Here is a 17,393-nt window from a genome sequence, read left to right on the forward strand (position 1 = left end):
CCATGAAAATCGCACGCACTCTCTTCAATGGCGGACTGGCGCTTTACACCATCCTGTTCTTTGCCTTCATCTATATCCCGCTCGTCCTGATCGCCGTCTATTCGTTCAATTCGAACCCGGTCAACATGATGAGCTGGAGCGGCTTCACGACGGATTGGTATGCCCAGGTCTTCGGCTTCAAGACGGCCTCTTCCGAAAGCGCGCTCTATATCGAATCGACGGACCAGCTGATCGCTGCCGTCTTCAACAGCCTGAAGATCGCGGTCTCGACCACCGTAATCTCGACGGTGCTCGGCACCGCCATGGCGATCGCGCTGCACCGTTTCAATTTTCTTGGCAAACGTTTCTATCAAGTCGCCATGTTCATGCCCATGCTGATGCCCGACATCGTTCTCGGCATCGCACTGCTGATCTTCTTCGTCAGTGCCGGCATCAAGCTCGGCCTGATGACGATCATCATCGGCCAATGCACCTTCCTGACCTCCTATGTCTTCATCGTCGTTTCAGCGCGACTGGCCGGCATGGATCGAACGTTGGAGAATGCCTCGGCCGATCTCGGCGCCAACGAGTGGATGACGTTCCGCCGCGTGGTGCTGCCACAGCTCATGCCGGGCATCCTCGGCGGGGCGCTGCTTGCCTTCATCATCTCGATGGATGACCTGGTGATCACCTACTTCATCGCCGGCGTCGACGTCACGACCCTGCCGATGTTCATCTTCGCCATGCTCCGTCGCGGCATCAAACCGGAGATCAATGCGATCGCGGTGATGATGCTGACCTTCTCCTTCCTCGTGGCCTCCCTTGGCCTTTACCTTCGCTCCCGGCAGAAATGACATGACAACAAAAGCAAATACCCGCAAACCCCGCGGCCGCCAGCTAGGCTTGCCCTTTACCGGCCGCACCGGCGCAAACAATGCCATCACGGACGTGGCCGGCGTCGGCGTCGGCTTCCGCACCATCATCGAAGACGAGCCTCGCCCCGGACGCAAGCGGCCAACCCGGACCGGCGTAACGGCCATCCTGCCGCATATGGGGTCTGAAACACCGGTTCCCGTCTATGCCGGCGTCCATCGCTTCAACGGCAATGGCGAAATGACCGGTACGCACTGGATAGAGGACGGCGGGTACTTCCTCGGGCCTGTCGTCATCACCAACACGCACGGCGTCGGCATGGCGCATCATGCGACCATCAAATGGATGATCGACCACTACGCCTCGACCTACCAAACGGACGATTTTCTCTGGATCATGCCTGTTATCGCCGAGACCTATGACGGCGCGCTGAACGACATCAACGGAATGCATGTCAACGAGGCCGACGTGCGCGCCGCCCTAGACGGCGTGACGGCAGGCCCGGTGCAGGAAGGCAATTGCGGCGGCGGCACCGGCATGATCACCTACGGGTTCAAGGGCGGAACAGGCACCTCATCCCGCGTCGTCGAGTTCGACGGACGCACTTACACGATCGGTACGCTGGTCCAGGCCAATCACGGCCAGCGGGACTGGCTGACGATCGCAGGCGTACCAATCGGCAAGCACATGCGCGATGGCACGCCGCAGAGCCAACTTCAGGAGCGCGGTTCGATCATCGTCGTCATCGCCACCGATCTGCCTCTGGCACCGCATCAGCTCAAGCGTCTCGCGCGCCGCGCCGCCATCGGTATTGGTCGCAACGGCACGCCGGGCGGCAACAATTCCGGCGACATCTTCCTGGCATTCTCAACGGCGAATGCCCATCCGATGGCACATAGGGCCAACGGCCACCTTCCGCTGCAGATCGTCAACGACGAGCCCCTCGACCCCGTCTACATGGCGGCGGTCGACAGCGTCGAAGAGGCGGTCGTCAACGCGATGCTGGCGGCCGAGGACATGGGCGGCACGCCTCATGATCGCTTCCGGATCCAGGCGATCTCACATGATCGACTGACCGAATTGGTGCGGCAATATGGCAGGATGGAGCCGGAAGGCATGCAAGCCTAGAGCATGTCGCGCAAAAGTGCGCAGCGGTTTTGCGACTACGACATACGTGAAATCTAAGAGCTAAAGCGCATGAAGCGAATCTGAAAGATCGCGACGCGCTTTAGTTCGATAGATTGAAATAGCACCCCGGCACCGCTGGTTTCATCCGCGGTGCCGGGGCGCTCCCAAGAACGATGCCTAGCGCTAGGCTTCCGTCGACTGACGCAGGATCGCGTCTTTCATCAAGGCTTGCAGCCAATCTGAGAAAACCTGGACGCGAGGTGAAAGATACCGACGATGCGGATAAAGTAGCGTCATCTGCAGGGGCTCGGCGCGAAAATTCGGCATGACCTCGACAAGCTCGCCCGCCTGCAAATGTTGTTGCAGATCGTAAGCAGGGTTCTGGATCAGCCCGAGGCCGGCGACGCAGCAGGCAATATAGGCCTCGGCGCTATTGACGGTCACGCGGCCACGCATCGCCAGACTGCGTAACGAACTTTCCTCCATCCATTCCCACAACTCGACCCGCCCTGACGATGGCGAGGCGTAATTGACCGCCCAGTGGCGGGTCAGATCCCGTGGCGTCTGTGGAACACCATACCGAGCCAAATAGCCGGGGCTTGCGACATTGATGAGCGGCAACCTGCCGATCGGCCGTGCGATAAGGCCGGAATCGTTCAAGGGGCCGACGCGCAGCACGCAATCGACGCTGTCTTCCACGAGATTGATCGCTCGATCACTAACACCGAGATCGACCTCGATTTCGGGGAACTGATCGAGGAAGGATGGCAGCGCCGGCGCGATGATCAACCGTCCAATCCGCCCGGGCACATCGACCCGCAGCTTGCCGGAGGCTTCCGCGCCGTTCTGCCGGAACAGGTTTTCCGTTTCCTCGACATCCGCGATAAGCTGTAGGCAGCGATCATAGAAAGCCGCGCCGTCCTGAGTGAGCGAGACCTTGCGCGTGCTGCGATGCAGCAGCCGCGCACCGATGCGGTGCTCGAGCTCGATGATTGCCGCCGATACCGAAGAGCGGGGAAGGCCGAGCGTATCCGCGGCGCGGGTGAAGCTGCTGCACTCCGCCACACGAGCGAAAATTCTGAAGAGGTCGATCCGATCCACGTGAAAGCCGCCGATTATCCGGTTTTTCTGACAGATGCTGTCAGATTAGTCGGCTTTATCAGCAAGATCCAGTCGATACATTGGGCTCATGAACGGCAGCGAGGCGTTGCCGCATCTCTCAAGGAGGCCCATCCATGACCGACCATTCCATCAAGGGAAAGACTGTCATCATCGCCGGAGGCGCCAAGAATCTGGGTGGCCTGATCGCCCGGGATCTTGCCGCTCATGGTGCAAAGGCCATTGCCATCCACTACAACAGCGCCGCAACGAAAGCCGACGCCGATGCGACTGTTGCGGCAATCAAGGCGGCAGGCGCAGAAGCCGCGGCGTTTCAGGCCGACCTTACCACGGCAGGCGCAGTCGAGGCGCTCTTTGCCGAAGCTGCCGCCGCCTTCGGCCGCCCGGACATCGCGGTCAACACGGTCGGCAAGGTGCTGAAAAAGCCGATCGTCGACATCACGGAGGCGGAATATGACGAGATGAGCGCCGTCAACGCCAAATCGGCCTTCTTTTTCCTGAAGGAGGCAGGCAAGGCGCTTAACGACAATGGCAAGATCTGCACGCTCGTCACATCCTTGCTCGGTGCCTACACGCCATTTTACGCGGCCTATGCCGGCACCAAAGCCCCCGTCGAACATTTCACCCGTGCTGCTTCCAAGGAATTCGGCGAGCGAGGGATCTCGGTAACGGCAATTGGCCCGGGTCCGATGGATACGCCCTTCTTCTATCCTGCCGAAGGTGCTGATGCGGTTGCCTATCACAAAACCGCGGCGGCCCTATCGAAGTTCTCGAAAACCGGCCTCACCGACATAGAAGACATCGTTCCCTACATCCGCTTCCTCGTCTCCGACGGCTGGTGGATGACGGGTCAAACCATCCTTGTCAACGGTGGCTATACCACGAAGTAAAGAGAACGGGCCGGCTTACCGTCGCAGGACGGAGCCGGCCCAAGCCCGCCGATCGAGCAGGCAATTGCGATGTTGTTAACGCGACCTCAGCTGCGCAATCGACAGCATCAGGTCACCGCTTATGCCGCCACTGGAGCCGCGTGTCAGGATCGCGGATGCGGTTGAACTCGTGTTCACGCCATTCGCCGCGTCATAAACGGCGGCAAAACGTTTCAAAAGATTGTTGACCTTGCCGGCGTCGTGCATGTCCTTTACCGAAATCATCTTTTCCAGCATCTTGGCCTGCCGGGTCACATCCATATTGGACATGGAAGACGGCAAGGAAAATGTGGTCTTGATGACATTGTAGAGCGCGGGATCCGCCATGATGTCGTAGACGGAGTTGATCTGCGGCGCTTTCCGCTGGAAATATAGCGCGAGCCGGACGCCATCGTTGGATTCACCCTGCTGAGATTCCAGAGTCTGATGGAGATAGAGAGTGTCCGTGGCAAGACGGGCACCCTTGTTCTGGCTCGCTTCAATCTTGGACTTGGTCAGGTTTCCCTTGGTATCGAAGTTGAAGACGCTCACCATTGTTTTGAACTGCTGACCGGCCTGCGTATTCAAGAAGCCCTTTGCATCCTCAGGATCGGCCGCAAAGGCCTTTTTCAGAGTGGCCTTGTCGACCGTCTTGGGATCGATATTGTTGGCCACGAGGATGAAATCCGTCAGCTTCTTGTCTGCCAGAAGATCGTCCACGGATTTGACTTTGCCGATCGACTTGATGAACTCGTTGGCGTCGTCCTTCACGTCCTTGACGGCTTTTTCCCGCATCTGGCCGGTCAATCCGAAGGTTTTCGTCTTGGAGTAGGACGAGATGAAGCTGTTCATCGAAGCGAGCGGCAGAGCCTCGACCGGCGAGCGAAGATCGCCTTTGCTATCGAAGTTGAACGCCTTTGCGAGCTCGAGGAACCTGGGATCCTTGAGGGATGAGACGTAGCTCTTGCTGTCGTACGGATCGCTCTCCAATACCTTCCTGAGCTTCTCTCTCGTCACCTCGCTCTTGTCGATCCCGAAAGCACGAAGCGCCATATCCTGCAGCGTCGGAAGATCCGCATACTTGCTCTCATTGGCGGCAAAGAAGTCGTTGATCGTCTTTATCTTGCTGACGCGGGTTTTGTAGTTGGCTTCGGCGTCCTTGAACAAGGTCTGCCGATTGTCCGCATAGTGCGTCATATACTTTTCAGACGTCGCCTTGATGCTCTCCGCCGTCTGTGCGGATTCGCCGGCCGGAAGCGATCCGTCGGGCGAAAACTTGAACGCGGCAACCATCTCGCCCATTCCCATGACGGAAGCGTAGATTTTGTCGGAAACCGCCAGATTGAATTGCTTCGCCGTGACTTTCTGGCTGATCCCGAAAGCGCTCTTTATGTAGGAGAAGAGCCTGTTATCGCCGGTGATGTCATCCGCCGACCGGACATTGCCGATGTGCTGCCGATAATATTCGTCGTTGCTCGTTGCCGCAGCCGAGAGGATCAACGTCGGCACGGTGTTGTCGTAGCGCGATATCAACGCCTCTTTCTGCTGGTCCGTTTGAGCGCTGGCGCCGGAGAGCGTGCCATCCGGCTTAAACCCGAATTCCGATGCGATAAGCTTGTATGTTGCCTGGGCAGAACCCGTCGGGAAGTTGCTCGCTGTGTTGACGAAGCTGTTGGGATCATTGACATCGCTCGTCAAGACAGACTTCAGGAAGCTCTTCGAAATGTGGGTCGCATCAAGGCCGTGAGCCGTCAGAAGGTATTCCCGCATCCTGGTGTTGTTGACGATGTCATCGACATTCGTCGCCTTGTCGATCCACTTGCTATAAAATGCGCTCTCTTTCTTGGCCAACGTCGTTTCGTTGGCAAAGGAACGCTCGTAGAGACCGATCGTATCGTTTTTCTGCGCGTCGCTCTGAGCCGTCGGTTTGGTGGAATTGGCCGTGAAATTGAAAGCGGCCGCGAATTGCCGGTAACGACTGTCGGTCAACTTGTTTGCGAAGCTGGTGCCGTTGCTGAGATCGCTCGTCAGCACCTTCTTCATGAAGGCTTTGGCATAGGTCATATCCTCGAGGCCATAGGCCTTCATGGCATAGCTATAAAGCTTGTGGTCCGCGAGGAATTCATCGACATTTTTTATCTTGCCGATGTGCGTATCGTAATACTGCTGATCGCTTTTGACCGTAGCCTGCTTGGCGATACGCGCAAGCGTCGACGCCATATCCTTTGTCGCGGTCACATAGCCGAGATAGGTTGAAATCATGGATCGCCCCCACAGCGCGCAATTCACCAACATTAGCCCCGATGCGCACAATCGCAACCAGACCTTGCGCGAAGCTAGATCGGCAATCTCCAGGCCAGTCTCCTGTTCTATTGGCGAGGGAGACGCGGAAGCAATTTCCCTTCGCAGGCGAGCACGCTTGCCGTGGCTCCGGCGCAAGCCGGAGCAGATTGCCTATCTCTCTTCAACGTCAGCGACTACTGCACCAGAACCGGCTGCATGCATCGCGCATCAGTGACTTGTATGTCGGCCTGTCCGATACCAATGCCGAGAAGCCCGAGGAGGTTGTAGAGAAGCTGGTCGACGGGCGCGGTGACGAGAGAAAGCGTATCGGCAAGTGCCGACAGCACACCGCTCGGCGTTCCGATGGTGATGATCAGCAGCTGTATGCTGATATTGGCATTCTTCAAGAGCGACTGGACCAGAGAGGTCGTGATATCCTTGGTCGAAACCGTCTTGATGGTGCCGGCTGAAATCTCCGAAGGCTGGAAGGTCAGCCGGGTCGGGCTCATATTGGCTATATCGATTTGCGCACTTGCCAGAATTCTCAGCAAGAGGGAGTCGATGATGGCGGCCTGCGTGACACGCGGCTTGGTACCGAAGTTCACGAAGGCCGATGTATCCACATCGCCCAAGGCGATCTCGGCGACACCGGGCACGGCATCAATTCCAACCACTGCATTTGGCATGTTGCCGCCAACGCAGGTGATGGAGGCCAGCCTGGCCTCGGCAGGAGCGAGCTCGACATAGAGCGGCACCCTCAATTTCAGTCCGGCGATCAAGGACAGGCCGGTGACGGCAACCTCAATGGCGACGCGCACTTGCGGCGTACGGACGGTCATTCCCGGCGCACCTACTGCGGCAGACGGCGTTTGCTTTGCCATTTCACCGATCGCCAGCGTCAATTTGGCCGTCGCAAGATCGGGCAGCGCAACCCCCAGATCGACGGCAATCTGCTTCTGCTGGTTGGCCGCCATTGCCGTCAAAGACAGGAAATTCATCAGGCTGATGCTGGAATTCAGGTTCGGGCCGGTGCCGATAATGTTCGTGCCCTCGGGGCCAAGATTCAGGAGGTCCTCGAGCTTGACGGTGAGCTTGGTGGTTCCGAGCGATTTGCCGAGGCCGTTCACGATGCGAATGACCGCAGGCGAAAGATTGGTCATTTTGCCAAGAGCACCCAGAATCTTGTCGTAGGGAACGCTGGTCGCCAGAAGATCGTTGTAACTGCCTGCCGTGAGATTGAGATCGGTCGCCAGAAGGTTGAGGAAACTCAGCAGGTTGACCTTAGCTCCGACAAGCGACTGATAGTCGACGAGCTTGAGGGATATCTGCGTTCCAAGAAGGGATCCCAACAGTTGATTGAGGATGCCGCCATTGAGGCTTGCAAGCCGCGATCCGATAGAAAATGCGGCCACCGTATCGCTCGCAGCAGTACCGGTGGCGCTGAGTGTCGGCGCAGTGGCGAAAGCGGACGCAAAGGGCATGACCGCCTTCTGCGTGAGCGTCACTCTCACCGCATCGTAGGGAGCACTCCCTGAAGAAGAAAAACGGTTCTGAGGGGCAATCGTCGCATCCGCCTTGTAGGTTCCGAGAACCATGTTGCCTAGCGTTTCATATTGGCCGGAATTGGCCATGCTCGCCGTGATGGAGCCGTTGGACGTGAGATAACTGCTGCCCGATGCAAGCGCTGCCGTCGTTCCGTTCGACTGGAGATTGTTCAAGAGCGCCGTATTGGCATTCGTAATATTGGAGGCCGCCGTGATCGCGCCGATATCGCTAAGTTGCTGAAGGCGTTGTTGCTGGAGGGTCATCATGCCATAGTCGATACCCAGACCCAGGCAATAAAGAATCAGGGGCGAGACGAGCGCCGTCGTGATGGCAACATTTCCCCGCCTGTCACGGAAAAAGGCGAGCCGCCTGAAAAGCTCTTTCATCACATCCCCCCGATCCTGATGGTGGAGTAGCGACGGATCGTCTGATTTGGCATCGCGAACGTGTAGAGGTTCCAGATCGGAAGGGCTGATGCATCGTAGCTGGCGCTGACGGTGAACTGGTTGGCGTTAGCCGGGTCGGTTGCAACTGTGACGGTCAGCTTGTCCTTCGTCAGGAAGGCATCGTTGATCGTCGAGCGATTGACGAAGTCCTGCACAAGTTGTGTTCGCTCATCCGAGGAAACGCCTGCGACCGCCGTCCGCGCCGCATCGGCCGTGAGCTGCTGCAGCGAATGGGCCGCGGTCAGGTAGATGGCAAAGGCAATGAAGGTGAGAAGCATAAGGAGGAAAAGCGGCGCGATGAGCGCGAATTCGACGGCGGCCGCGCCACCCTCTGCCCTCCTGAAATCAGAAGCGCGTGTCATGATTATATCTCCCTCAATCGACGGTTCATCCATGATGATGACGATCGAGGAAACCTTAGATTGCGGACGTTAATTTTATATTTCTAAATATACTATTTTCTAATGTTTGTATAACTAATCATCCAGGTTCTATTGGTGCAAATTGATATAAATTGCCGTTATTACAGTATCTTCGGTATTATGATCGAAAGGGCTTTGTATTCGCGCGACCCAAAATTCACGCCAATAGATTGCAGCAAACCCCTGAACAACCGAGCATCGTTGCGGTGACGGAGAGGGCAATTGTGAGGCAACCTGCGGGGATCGGCCCAGTCGCCCCGGTGCATTCTGACCCACCATGACGGGCAATGTCAGGGAATGCTGCCGATCATTCGATCTGGGAGAGATCCAAGTCGGCAAGGGGCGACGGCGTCTTGGTTTAGGCAAGGGCGATTGTGGGAGGTGCGGGACGGCATTCCATCCGGAATGCGTGGTGAGCCAAGACGATCGAGCGCATCGCTATTCGATGAAAAGCAGAAATGCTCTTCAAAACTTCGGCTGCATACTCGCCTCGGCGGCATGGCACACAAGACCGGCCGCAAGCATCGGCGCAACCCGCGAAACATCGCGCATCGCATGAATGGGATTTACTTTTTCTTCGGCACCAGATCCCAGCCGCCATGCGTATTGCGCACAAAGCGCCGATTGCCCTTGTGGTAGGAGACGGCACCCGTCCGACCTACTTTGATCGCCGTCGGCAGCAGTTGGGCGGCCGCTTTCAGGCGTTCGACCATATCGAATGCCTCCTGCCGTTTTCCAGCGCGGATCAGCGCCATCAACTTGGATTCCTGTTTCATCCTCTGTACTCCCGTTCATCGAGGATTAGGGCTGGATGGAATTTGCGGTTCATCAGTCGTATCTGCATATCGATCATCTCACCCGGCGCTCCACGAGCAGCGAACGCAGCGCCACGGCCACCACGCAAACGCTGGAAATAAGAAAGATTGCGCCCGACATTGCGTAAATCGTCGGCGAGGCGCCGGCGTTCATCTTGCCGAACAGCACGACCGGCAACGTGTTCTGCCGGCCGGCCAGATAGAAGGCGCGCGTGAACTCATTGAGCGACAGCAGGAACGAAAAGATGAAGGCACTGATGAGACCCGGCCGGATAAGCGGCAGCGTGATGTCGTAAAACTGCCGGAAGCGGCTGGCGCCGAGGTCATCGGCCGCCATCAGGTAGGTTCGCTTGACCGCCGAGAAACTCGTGAGGATCACGATGAAGGCAAAAGGCATTGCCCATAGCAGATGGCCTGCAATGACTGTCAGAGCGGATGCCTTTACTCCAACACGGCTGATAAGGGTTGAAAGCGCCAAGCCCTGAATGACACCCGGCACGAACATCGGTAGAAGCACGGTCAGAAACCATATGCTTCGGCCGCGATGAAGCTCGCGATACGCCAGGGCGGCAGCGAGCGACAGCACCGTCGCGATGACGGCGGTAACAAGCGCAATGAGGAGGGACTGGACGAGCGCGGTAACAAGCGCACTCTCCCCTCCGAGCGCGATATACCATTTCAGGGTCAAATCCGAGAAATGCGGCAAGCCCGGTTGCAATGACGGATTGAACGAAACGCCGAGCAGATAGAGCGGCGGCGCATAGATCGCCAGCAGGCCGAAAATGGTCACAGCCCAGATGATGATGCGTGGAGCCGCTCCTTCCCTGACGATCATTGGCTACGATCCTCGAAGAGAGAGGAGAGGCCGAATATCGCGTCACCGATGAGCACAAGCCCGAAGACAATGACGAGCATCAGGGTTGAAATCGCGAAGGCGAGCGGGAAATTGGCGACACGCATGACGTCGTTGATCATCACGGACACGATTGAAGCACCGGCCCCACCGAGCATCTGCACCTCGGTCGAGGAACCAGCAACCATGACGAAGACAAACAGAAAGCCGGCAAAGACGCCGGAATAGGTCAAGGGCAGCAATACGGTCCGCGCCATCGTCCAGAACCCGGCTCCGAGATCTCGCGAAGCTGCCAGAGCGATCGGATCAACCCGGCGCATGGAGAGCAGCACGGGGAAGGTTGCAAACGGCAGGTAGGAGGCGACAAGCCCGACGATTACGGCGAAATCACTGAAAAGCAGCCAGTCGAGCGGCGCATCCGTGATGCCCGCTTGCTGGAGCAGCGTGTTGATGACACCCGTTCGTCCCAGCAACAGACGCCAGGAGAAAGAGCGGATAAGGTAGGATGTGAAAAACGGGATCGTCAGAAGCGCCGCAAGCAAAACCGACAGCCGACGCCCCGCAAGGAAGTACATGGCATAAGCAGTGGGATAGGCGATGACGAGACAAATGCTCGCGGTCAGAAAGGCCTTGCCGAGCGTCGACAGAAACACGCTCCAGCGCCCAGCGTCCAGGATGGCGGCATAGGCAGCGAGACTGAACTCCGGCTTGATCCAGTAGGTCGCGGAATCCCAGGCACAGAAGCTCCAGACCACGACGAGAACCAGCGGCGCCAGGCCGAGCAACAGGATCGCTGCAAGCGGAGCAGTCATCAACAGGACTGATGTCTTCATTGTCTCGTTCCGCTTCTCGCGCGCGTTGATCCCATCGGTTCGGGGCCGGCCTGTCCTTGGACAGATGAGCCAGCCCCGCTCCATCGCATTACATCAGGCGTTGCGCAGCTTCTGCCACCACTCTTCGTAGAGTTGGAAGTTGTCCGGACGGCAATTCTGCCAATAGACCTTTCCGGAGAATTTCGCCTTCACATGGTCGGCAAGCTTTGCGACGTCGTCGGCCTTGTATTCATCCGAATGCGCCTTGGCATAGGCGAGATTGTTGTCCGTCGGCACAAGATAGCCACGCGCCTTGCCGAGTTCGCAGCCATAGAGACCGGCAAGTAGGGCATCGACGAACTTATGGGCAACGTCTGCCTTGCCTCGCTCGGCGGCGCCCTTGAGCAGCACGGTGTTGTTACCCCAGCCCTCATAGCCTTCAACGGGCGCTGCATACTCGACCTGAAGCCCGCGCTTGCGGCCTTCATAGACGATCGGCTCCCAACCGGTCATGGCGTCGACTTCCTCGTTCGCGACAAGCTGAACGCCCTGCTCCCAGCCATTCCAGAAGGTGCGGAACTGGCCGTCCTTCTTGTGCTTGATCAGGAACTCCATGACGAGGCCGAGTTCGGATTCGGAGAGATTGCCAGGATCCTTGATAGGCTGGTTCTCGGCACCTTTAAGGTAAATGGCAGTGAAGATCGCGCTGTTGATCCATGCATCTTCCATCGCGACCCGGCCCTTGAGCTTGGGATCGAAGATGACGCCGTAGCTGTCGACCTTACCGAGCTTATCGGGGCGATAGATGATGGAGTCTGCGTTGACGACCGTCGGTATGCCGTATTGCTTGCCTTCATAGGTCAAGGTCGGGATATCCTTGGCCCATTGCCAGATGCCGGCAAAGTTCGAGATCTTGGAAACATCCCAGGGTGCGATCAGTCCCTGCTTGGCGAGTTCGCGTTCGGCGCCGCCCTGAAATCCGCCGACATCGAACAGATCATTGGCATTGCCGGCAGCCAGCCGGGCAACGACCGGACCGACATCATTGCCATTGTCGGTGAATTCGGGGGAAACGCCACTTTGGCGCGCAAATTCTTGCCACTTGTCGCCGATATCAAGCGTGGCCGTCGCCCAGAACGCAACCGTCGCATCGTCGGCCATGGCGCGCGTCGCTCCGAGCCCGCCCATGGAAAGAGCGGCCGCACCCGCTCCCATGAGCTTCAGCATGTCACGACGCTGAATATTGCTCCTCAAAGCAGAGGAGACGAGATCATTATGCTTGTTCATCGTGTCATTCCCTTCCCGCTTGTTTCGTTTGTATTGGCTAATGGCACTCTACTCATCGCCTCCAGCCGAGGCCGGCATGCCGGAACGATCGATCACCAGCGCAGCGCCCGGCTTCAGACACACGCGCACGCTTTCGCCCGGCGAGGGCGGAGTTGCATCCGCACTTGTCGTCAACACCACACGCTGGCTGTCGGCGAAAGCAAGCGTAACGTCATGACTGAGCCCGCGATAGATACTTTCGACAACCTTAAGTTCAATTATTTCCGCCGCGTCTTCGCCAACGGGGAGAAGTTCAATCCGGTCGGGCCGGATCGCAACAAGGGCGTCGGACGGCGGTGACGCCCCGGCAAAACTCGCATTCATCCGTTGGCCGGCAATCGTCGCAATGGCCCGACCGCCGGAAACGGCGACGCTTTCGGGCTTCAGGAGCGTATCAATACCGACAAAGCGAGCGACGAATGCATTGACTGGCGCATCGAAAAAGCGCGCCGGCACGTCGGTCTGCTCTATGCGGCCCTTGTGCATGACGGCCATGCGATCGGAAAGGCTAAGCGCTTCATCCTGATTATGCGTCACCAGAATGAAGGTTGCTCCCGTGCGTTTGTGGAGCCGTCCGAACTCGTCGCGCATCTGCTGACGCAACCGTTCGTCCAGACCGGTCAAGGGTTCGTCGAGCAGAAGGATACCCGGTTCCATGACGAGCGCCCGGGCAAGAGCCACACGCTGGCGCTGACCACCCGAGAGAATATTGACATCGCGATCGGAAAAACCGGAGAGCTCGACGAGCTCAAGCGCGTCCTCGACCTTCGCCTTCAATGCGCCGCCCGAAAGACCACGCAACTTAAGTCCATAGCCGACATTCTGCGCGACATTCATGTGCGGGAAGAGCCCGAGTGACTGGAATACCGTGTTCACGGGCCGGCGATTGGCCGGAACTCCGGCCATGTCCTTGCCGTCGAACAGCACACGGCCGGCGGTCGGCTTGTCGAAGCCGCCGATCAGCTTCAACAGCGAACTTTTACCGCAGCCCGAGGAGCCGAGAAGCGTGAAGAACTCCCCTGCCCTTATGTCGAGCGTCACGCCATCGACTGCCCGCGTAGGCCCATAGCTTCGGACGATATGGTCGAGACCGATCGCTATCGCCATATCAGACGTCTCTCCCATCTGATTCACGGATTAGCAGCAGACCCTCGTCGGTTATTTCAAGCTCCTGTCCGGCAACCACCAGAGACGTCGCCGTTGCCTCCTCGACGATGAGCGGACCGGCGACACTCTTCAGCGGCGGTAGTTTCGACCGCTCGTATACAGGGCACGACAGCCAGCCCGTCTCGCCTCCGAAATAGACCTCACGGCGGCCCTTAGAAGCCGCCGTGAGCGACCGATGGGCTGGCGACAGCTTCGGTATGGCTATCACCGGTCCGCGCAACACCGCCTCGAGATGGATCATGGTGATCTCGATCGGCGAGGTCCGCAGACAAAATGCATAGGCACGCTCATGAACCGCATGAAAGCGCTCGGCAAAGCTGTCGACATCGTCGTCAAGCTCGAAGCGGGCAAAGACACCGTGTTCCTGGCCTCGATACCTTGCCTCTACGCGGCAGGCGTAATGGATCTCGGCACCGTTGCCCTTGGCGAAATAGACAACGGCCTCACGTTTCAGCTCGTCGAACCGGCGTTTCAAATCGCCGACCGCTTCCGGCATGAGGGCAGAGAACCAGGTACCGCGAAAATCGGCTCTTGGCTCTGCGGCAAGCATCCCCCAAGCAGAGAATATGCCGGGATGCGGCGGCACAACCGTCATCTTCACACCGAGATCGCGACCAAGACGCGCTGCGAGCGCCGGCCCGGCGCCGCCGGAAATGACGAAAGCCGCGTCACGCGGATCGTGGCCGCGTTGAACGGTCACGAGCTTCAGCGCATTGATCATGGAGGCGTGCGCAATCTCGACGATGGCAAGTGCGGCATCCTCGACGGACAATCCAAGCGGCTCCGCGACGCTTGCGATCGCCGCGGCAGCCTTGCCCTTGTCGAGCTGCATCTGGCCGCCGGCAAAGCTGGCGGGATCAAAAATGCCTAGTGTCAGCAAAGCATCGGAGAGCGTGGGCTTGGTGCCGCCACGTCCATAACAAGCAGGTCCCGGCGTCGAACCGGCGCTTTCCGGCCCGACGCGGAGCGCGCCACGTTCGTCGATACGGGCGATGGAACCGCCGCCAGCACCGATTTCGACGATATCGACCACCGGCACCTGCACAGGATAGCCTGGGATGATGCGGCTATGTTCGAGCTTGTATTCGCTATCGAGCGTCGGACTGTTGTCGTGGATCAACGAGCATTTCGCGGTCGTGCCGCCGACATCGAGCGAAAGCACTTCCGATTGGCCGAGCAGCGTACCGATGCGTGCCGCACCGGCTACACCGCCGGCCGGGCCGGATTCGACCAGAGTCAGCGGACTCATCTGCGCCTGATCGAACGTCGAAATACCGCCGTTGGACTGCATCGCGTAGTAGGGGCAGGTCAGGTCGCGCTCCATGAGCGCACTCTCAAGACGCGCAAAGTAGCGTCTTATGATCGGCTGCACATAGGCATTCAACACAGCGGTGTTCGAACGCTCATACTCGCGCCATTGCCGCGAGACCTCGTGGCTGGCGCAGATCGTGACGTCAGGAAGAGCTTCGACAAGTGCCCTTGCACACGCAATTTCGTGCTCGGGATTGACGTAACTATGGAGGAAGACGACGGCCACGGCCTCGACGTTACGCTCACGGCATTCACGGACGATCGCCTCGACATCGCCAAGTTCGATCGGGGTCAGCACCCGACCTTTCGCGTCCATACGCTCGCGCACCTCGAAGCGGAGGCTGCGTGGCACGAAAGGTTCGGGGCTCTTGAACTGGAGATTATAGAGATCCGGGCGATTGCCACGGCCGATTTCAAGCACGTCGCGAAACCCGGCTGTGGTGACAAGCGCCGTCTTGACACCCTTGCGTTCCGTTATCGCGTTGATGACCGTCGTTCCGCCATGCGCAAAGAAGATGACATCGCGCGTGGAAAGACCATCCTTCTTCTCGGCAAGCTCGATGGCCGAAAGCACACCTTCGGACTGGTCGTGAACGGTCGTCAGGCTTTTGGCGGTAAAAATCTCACCGGTGCGCTCGTCGTAGCCGACGAGGTCGGTAAACGTACCGCCCACATCCGTCGCCAGCCTGATCATCCCGTCATCCTCTCTTCAAATCCATAGAGATCCCGCGCCGTCTCCTTCGAGATGTAGCCGTCGTCAAGGTCGCGGCGGACAAGCTCGGCCTCGCGGGTGCGCGCCTCGCCCCAGCCTCCTCCGCCACCGGTAATGATACGCACAAGGTCGCCACGCTTGAGCGCGATATGCGGCTCGCGGCCAAAGCTCGCGACTTGACCGGCAGGATCTTCAACCTGCAGCAGATTGACCGTGCCGGATGTCCCTCCTTCGATCCCCCAGGGAGCGGTCTCCGTTCGCCCGAAGCTGCAATAGGCCGAAGCCCCGTCCTCCAGAATCTCGTAGTCGCGGATAACGCCGAAGCCGCCACGCCGGCGGCCGGCGCCCGATCCGCCCTCGACATTGAGCTGGTAGCGGCGAACGATCAGCGGAAATCGTGCTTCGATCACCTCGACCGAATAGTTGTAGGTGTCGCCATCCGTAAGCGCGATCAGGGCGTTCGCGCCATCCGCATCCTTACTTGCGCCCCAGCCGCCATGCTGCGGCTCGATATGGATGAAAGGCTGCCCGGCGGCGTCCTTGCCCGAGATATAGACAACGCAGAGGCTTGTATAGGAACCTGCAGAGAACCGCTCAGGCATCAGCTTCGCAAGTGCTTTCCAGACCAGCTCGGACGCATGGACGGAGCCCTCGTAATACCAACCGGTCGGGGAAGGCTTCTCGGCAGTGAAGACGGACCCCTGTGGTGCGATGACGGTAAGCGGCCGGAACCATCCCTCGTTGGAAGGAGCCTGCGGCGCCACCAATGCCTTGAATATGGTGCGCACCGCCGACTGCAGCGCCCCTGCGGCGCAATTGATCGGCCCGGCCACTGCCGGCGGGCAGCCGGTAAAATCGGCGGTCAGCCGATCGCCGGCAACCGTTATAGCAACGGTCACCGCGATCGGATCGGTGGTCACGCCGTCGCCGTCGATGATGTCCTGCGCCTGGTAGATCCCGTCGGGCAAGGCGGCAATGGCGGCCCGCGCCTGTCTCTCGCTGGTCGCGAGCAGATGATTGAATGCAGCCTCGACGATATCGATGCCATACTTGCGGCAAAGCTCGCCCATCCGGCGAGCAGCAACACGAGCGGTGGCCACCTGCGCTGTGAGATCGCCGATCGCGATATCGGGCAGGCGCACATTTTCCCGGATAATGCGCAGAACCTCACCCGAGAAGCGATCGTTGCGCACAACCTTGACCCCCGGGAGCCTCAGCCCCTCCTGAAACACCGAGATGGCGTTGGGCGCAAGCGAGCCGGGGACAGAGCCGCCGACATCGAGATAGTGAGCAACGTTGATGGCATAAGCCATGATCCGGCCGTCGAAGAAGATGGGTTTGACGATGGCGAAATCGCAGGCATGCGTGCCGCCCGAATAGGGATCATTCGTGAGCAGGATGTCGCCGTCTTCCAGATCGTCGCCATAGAGCGCGATCAGCGATTTGACCTGCGTGCCGAAAGTGCCCGTGAACAAGGTGATGCCGTTCATCTGCGCCACAAGTTCGCCCGCAGGCGTCAGGAGACCACAGGCAAAGTCCAGCACCTCATAGATAACGGGGCTCATCGAGGTCCGTGCCATCACGACACCCATCTCGTCGACGGTGGCGGCCAGCTTGCCCTCGATGATTTCCTGAGTCACCGGATCGACGATGGTCACGAATCTACCCTCATCCTTATATTCGCACAGATTCAG

The 17,393-nt window shown here is 58.8% G+C and carries 14 protein-coding genes; 3 read left to right on the forward strand and 11 right to left on the reverse strand.

The window, feature by feature from the left end; genetic code table 11:
- The first annotated feature begins 2 nt into the window (after positions 1–2).
- Positions 3–833 (forward strand): ABC transporter permease, encoded by an 831-nt coding sequence (locus ACIQJ2_RS03020; RefSeq protein WP_199091194.1) that lies wholly within the window; start codon positions 3–5, stop codon positions 831–833.
- Between the two features lies 1 nt (position 834).
- The gene (locus ACIQJ2_RS03025; protein ID WP_400665839.1) at positions 835–1,980 is read left to right on the forward strand and encodes a P1 family peptidase; all 1,146 of its coding nucleotides are present in this window, start codon (positions 835–837) and stop codon (positions 1,978–1,980) included.
- 183 nt (positions 1,981–2,163) lie between these two features.
- Here ACIQJ2_RS03025 and ACIQJ2_RS03030 read toward each other — a convergent pair whose 3' ends face one another.
- The gene (locus ACIQJ2_RS03030; protein WP_400665837.1) at positions 2,164–3,081 is read right to left on the reverse strand and encodes a LysR family transcriptional regulator; all 918 of its coding nucleotides are present in this window, start codon (positions 3,079–3,081) and stop codon (positions 2,164–2,166) included.
- A gap of 134 nt (positions 3,082–3,215) precedes the next feature.
- Between ACIQJ2_RS03030 and ACIQJ2_RS03035 the strand changes: the two genes are divergently transcribed.
- Positions 3,216–3,989, forward strand: a complete 774-nt coding sequence (locus ACIQJ2_RS03035; RefSeq protein ID WP_400665835.1) for an SDR family oxidoreductase — start codon at positions 3,216–3,218, stop codon at positions 3,987–3,989.
- A gap of 75 nt (positions 3,990–4,064) precedes the next feature.
- Here ACIQJ2_RS03035 and ACIQJ2_RS03040 read toward each other — a convergent pair whose 3' ends face one another.
- The 10 genes from ACIQJ2_RS03040 to ACIQJ2_RS03085 form a co-directional block, all read right to left on the reverse strand.
- The gene (locus ACIQJ2_RS03040; RefSeq protein ID WP_400665833.1) at positions 4,065–6,269 is read right to left on the reverse strand and encodes a DUF1217 domain-containing protein; all 2,205 of its coding nucleotides are present in this window, start codon (positions 6,267–6,269) and stop codon (positions 4,065–4,067) included.
- A 215-nt stretch (positions 6,270–6,484) separates the two neighbouring features.
- Positions 6,485–8,221, reverse strand: a complete 1,737-nt coding sequence (locus ACIQJ2_RS03045) for a pilus assembly protein TadG-related protein (protein WP_199149142.1) — start codon at positions 8,219–8,221, stop codon at positions 6,485–6,487.
- Positions 8,221–8,643 (reverse strand): TadE/TadG family type IV pilus assembly protein, encoded by a 423-nt coding sequence (locus ACIQJ2_RS03050; RefSeq protein ID WP_199149141.1) that lies wholly within the window; start codon positions 8,641–8,643, stop codon positions 8,221–8,223. The genes ACIQJ2_RS03045 and ACIQJ2_RS03050 overlap by 1 nt, the downstream gene beginning before the upstream one ends.
- A 626-nt stretch (positions 8,644–9,269) precedes the next feature.
- The gene (locus tag ACIQJ2_RS03055; protein WP_199149140.1) at positions 9,270–9,479 is read right to left on the reverse strand and encodes a hypothetical protein; all 210 of its coding nucleotides are present in this window, start codon (positions 9,477–9,479) and stop codon (positions 9,270–9,272) included.
- A gap of 73 nt (positions 9,480–9,552) precedes the next feature.
- Complete coding sequence (locus tag ACIQJ2_RS03060) at positions 9,553–10,353, reverse strand: ABC transporter permease (protein ID WP_400665830.1); 801 nt, start codon at positions 10,351–10,353, stop codon at positions 9,553–9,555.
- Entirely contained in the window at positions 10,350–11,204 is an 855-nt protein-coding gene (locus ACIQJ2_RS03065; protein WP_400665828.1) for an ABC transporter permease, read from the reverse strand. Before ACIQJ2_RS03065 ends, ACIQJ2_RS03060 begins: the two co-directional genes overlap by 4 nt.
- 93 nt (positions 11,205–11,297) lie before the next feature.
- Positions 11,298–12,470 (reverse strand): PotD/PotF family extracellular solute-binding protein, encoded by a 1,173-nt coding sequence (locus ACIQJ2_RS03070; RefSeq protein WP_400665826.1) that lies wholly within the window; start codon positions 12,468–12,470, stop codon positions 11,298–11,300.
- Positions 12,471–12,518: 48 nt separating this feature from the next.
- A complete protein-coding gene (locus ACIQJ2_RS03075; protein WP_400665824.1) occupies positions 12,519–13,616 on the reverse strand; it encodes an ABC transporter ATP-binding protein in 1,098 nt (365 codons plus the stop codon).
- A gap of 1 nt (position 13,617) precedes the next feature.
- The gene (locus ACIQJ2_RS03080) at positions 13,618–15,681 is read right to left on the reverse strand and encodes a hydantoinase/oxoprolinase family protein (protein WP_400665822.1); all 2,064 of its coding nucleotides are present in this window, start codon (positions 15,679–15,681) and stop codon (positions 13,618–13,620) included.
- Entirely contained in the window at positions 15,678–17,357 is a 1,680-nt protein-coding gene (locus ACIQJ2_RS03085) for a hydantoinase B/oxoprolinase family protein (protein WP_400665820.1), read from the reverse strand. Before ACIQJ2_RS03085 ends, ACIQJ2_RS03080 begins: the two co-directional genes overlap by 4 nt.
- Between the last annotated feature and the right edge of the window lie 36 nt (positions 17,358–17,393).

Source organism: Rhizobium sp. NPDC092011 (genome assembly GCF_044756305.1).
In the GTDB taxonomy this organism is placed as follows: Bacteria; Pseudomonadota; Alphaproteobacteria; order Rhizobiales; family Rhizobiaceae; genus Rhizobium.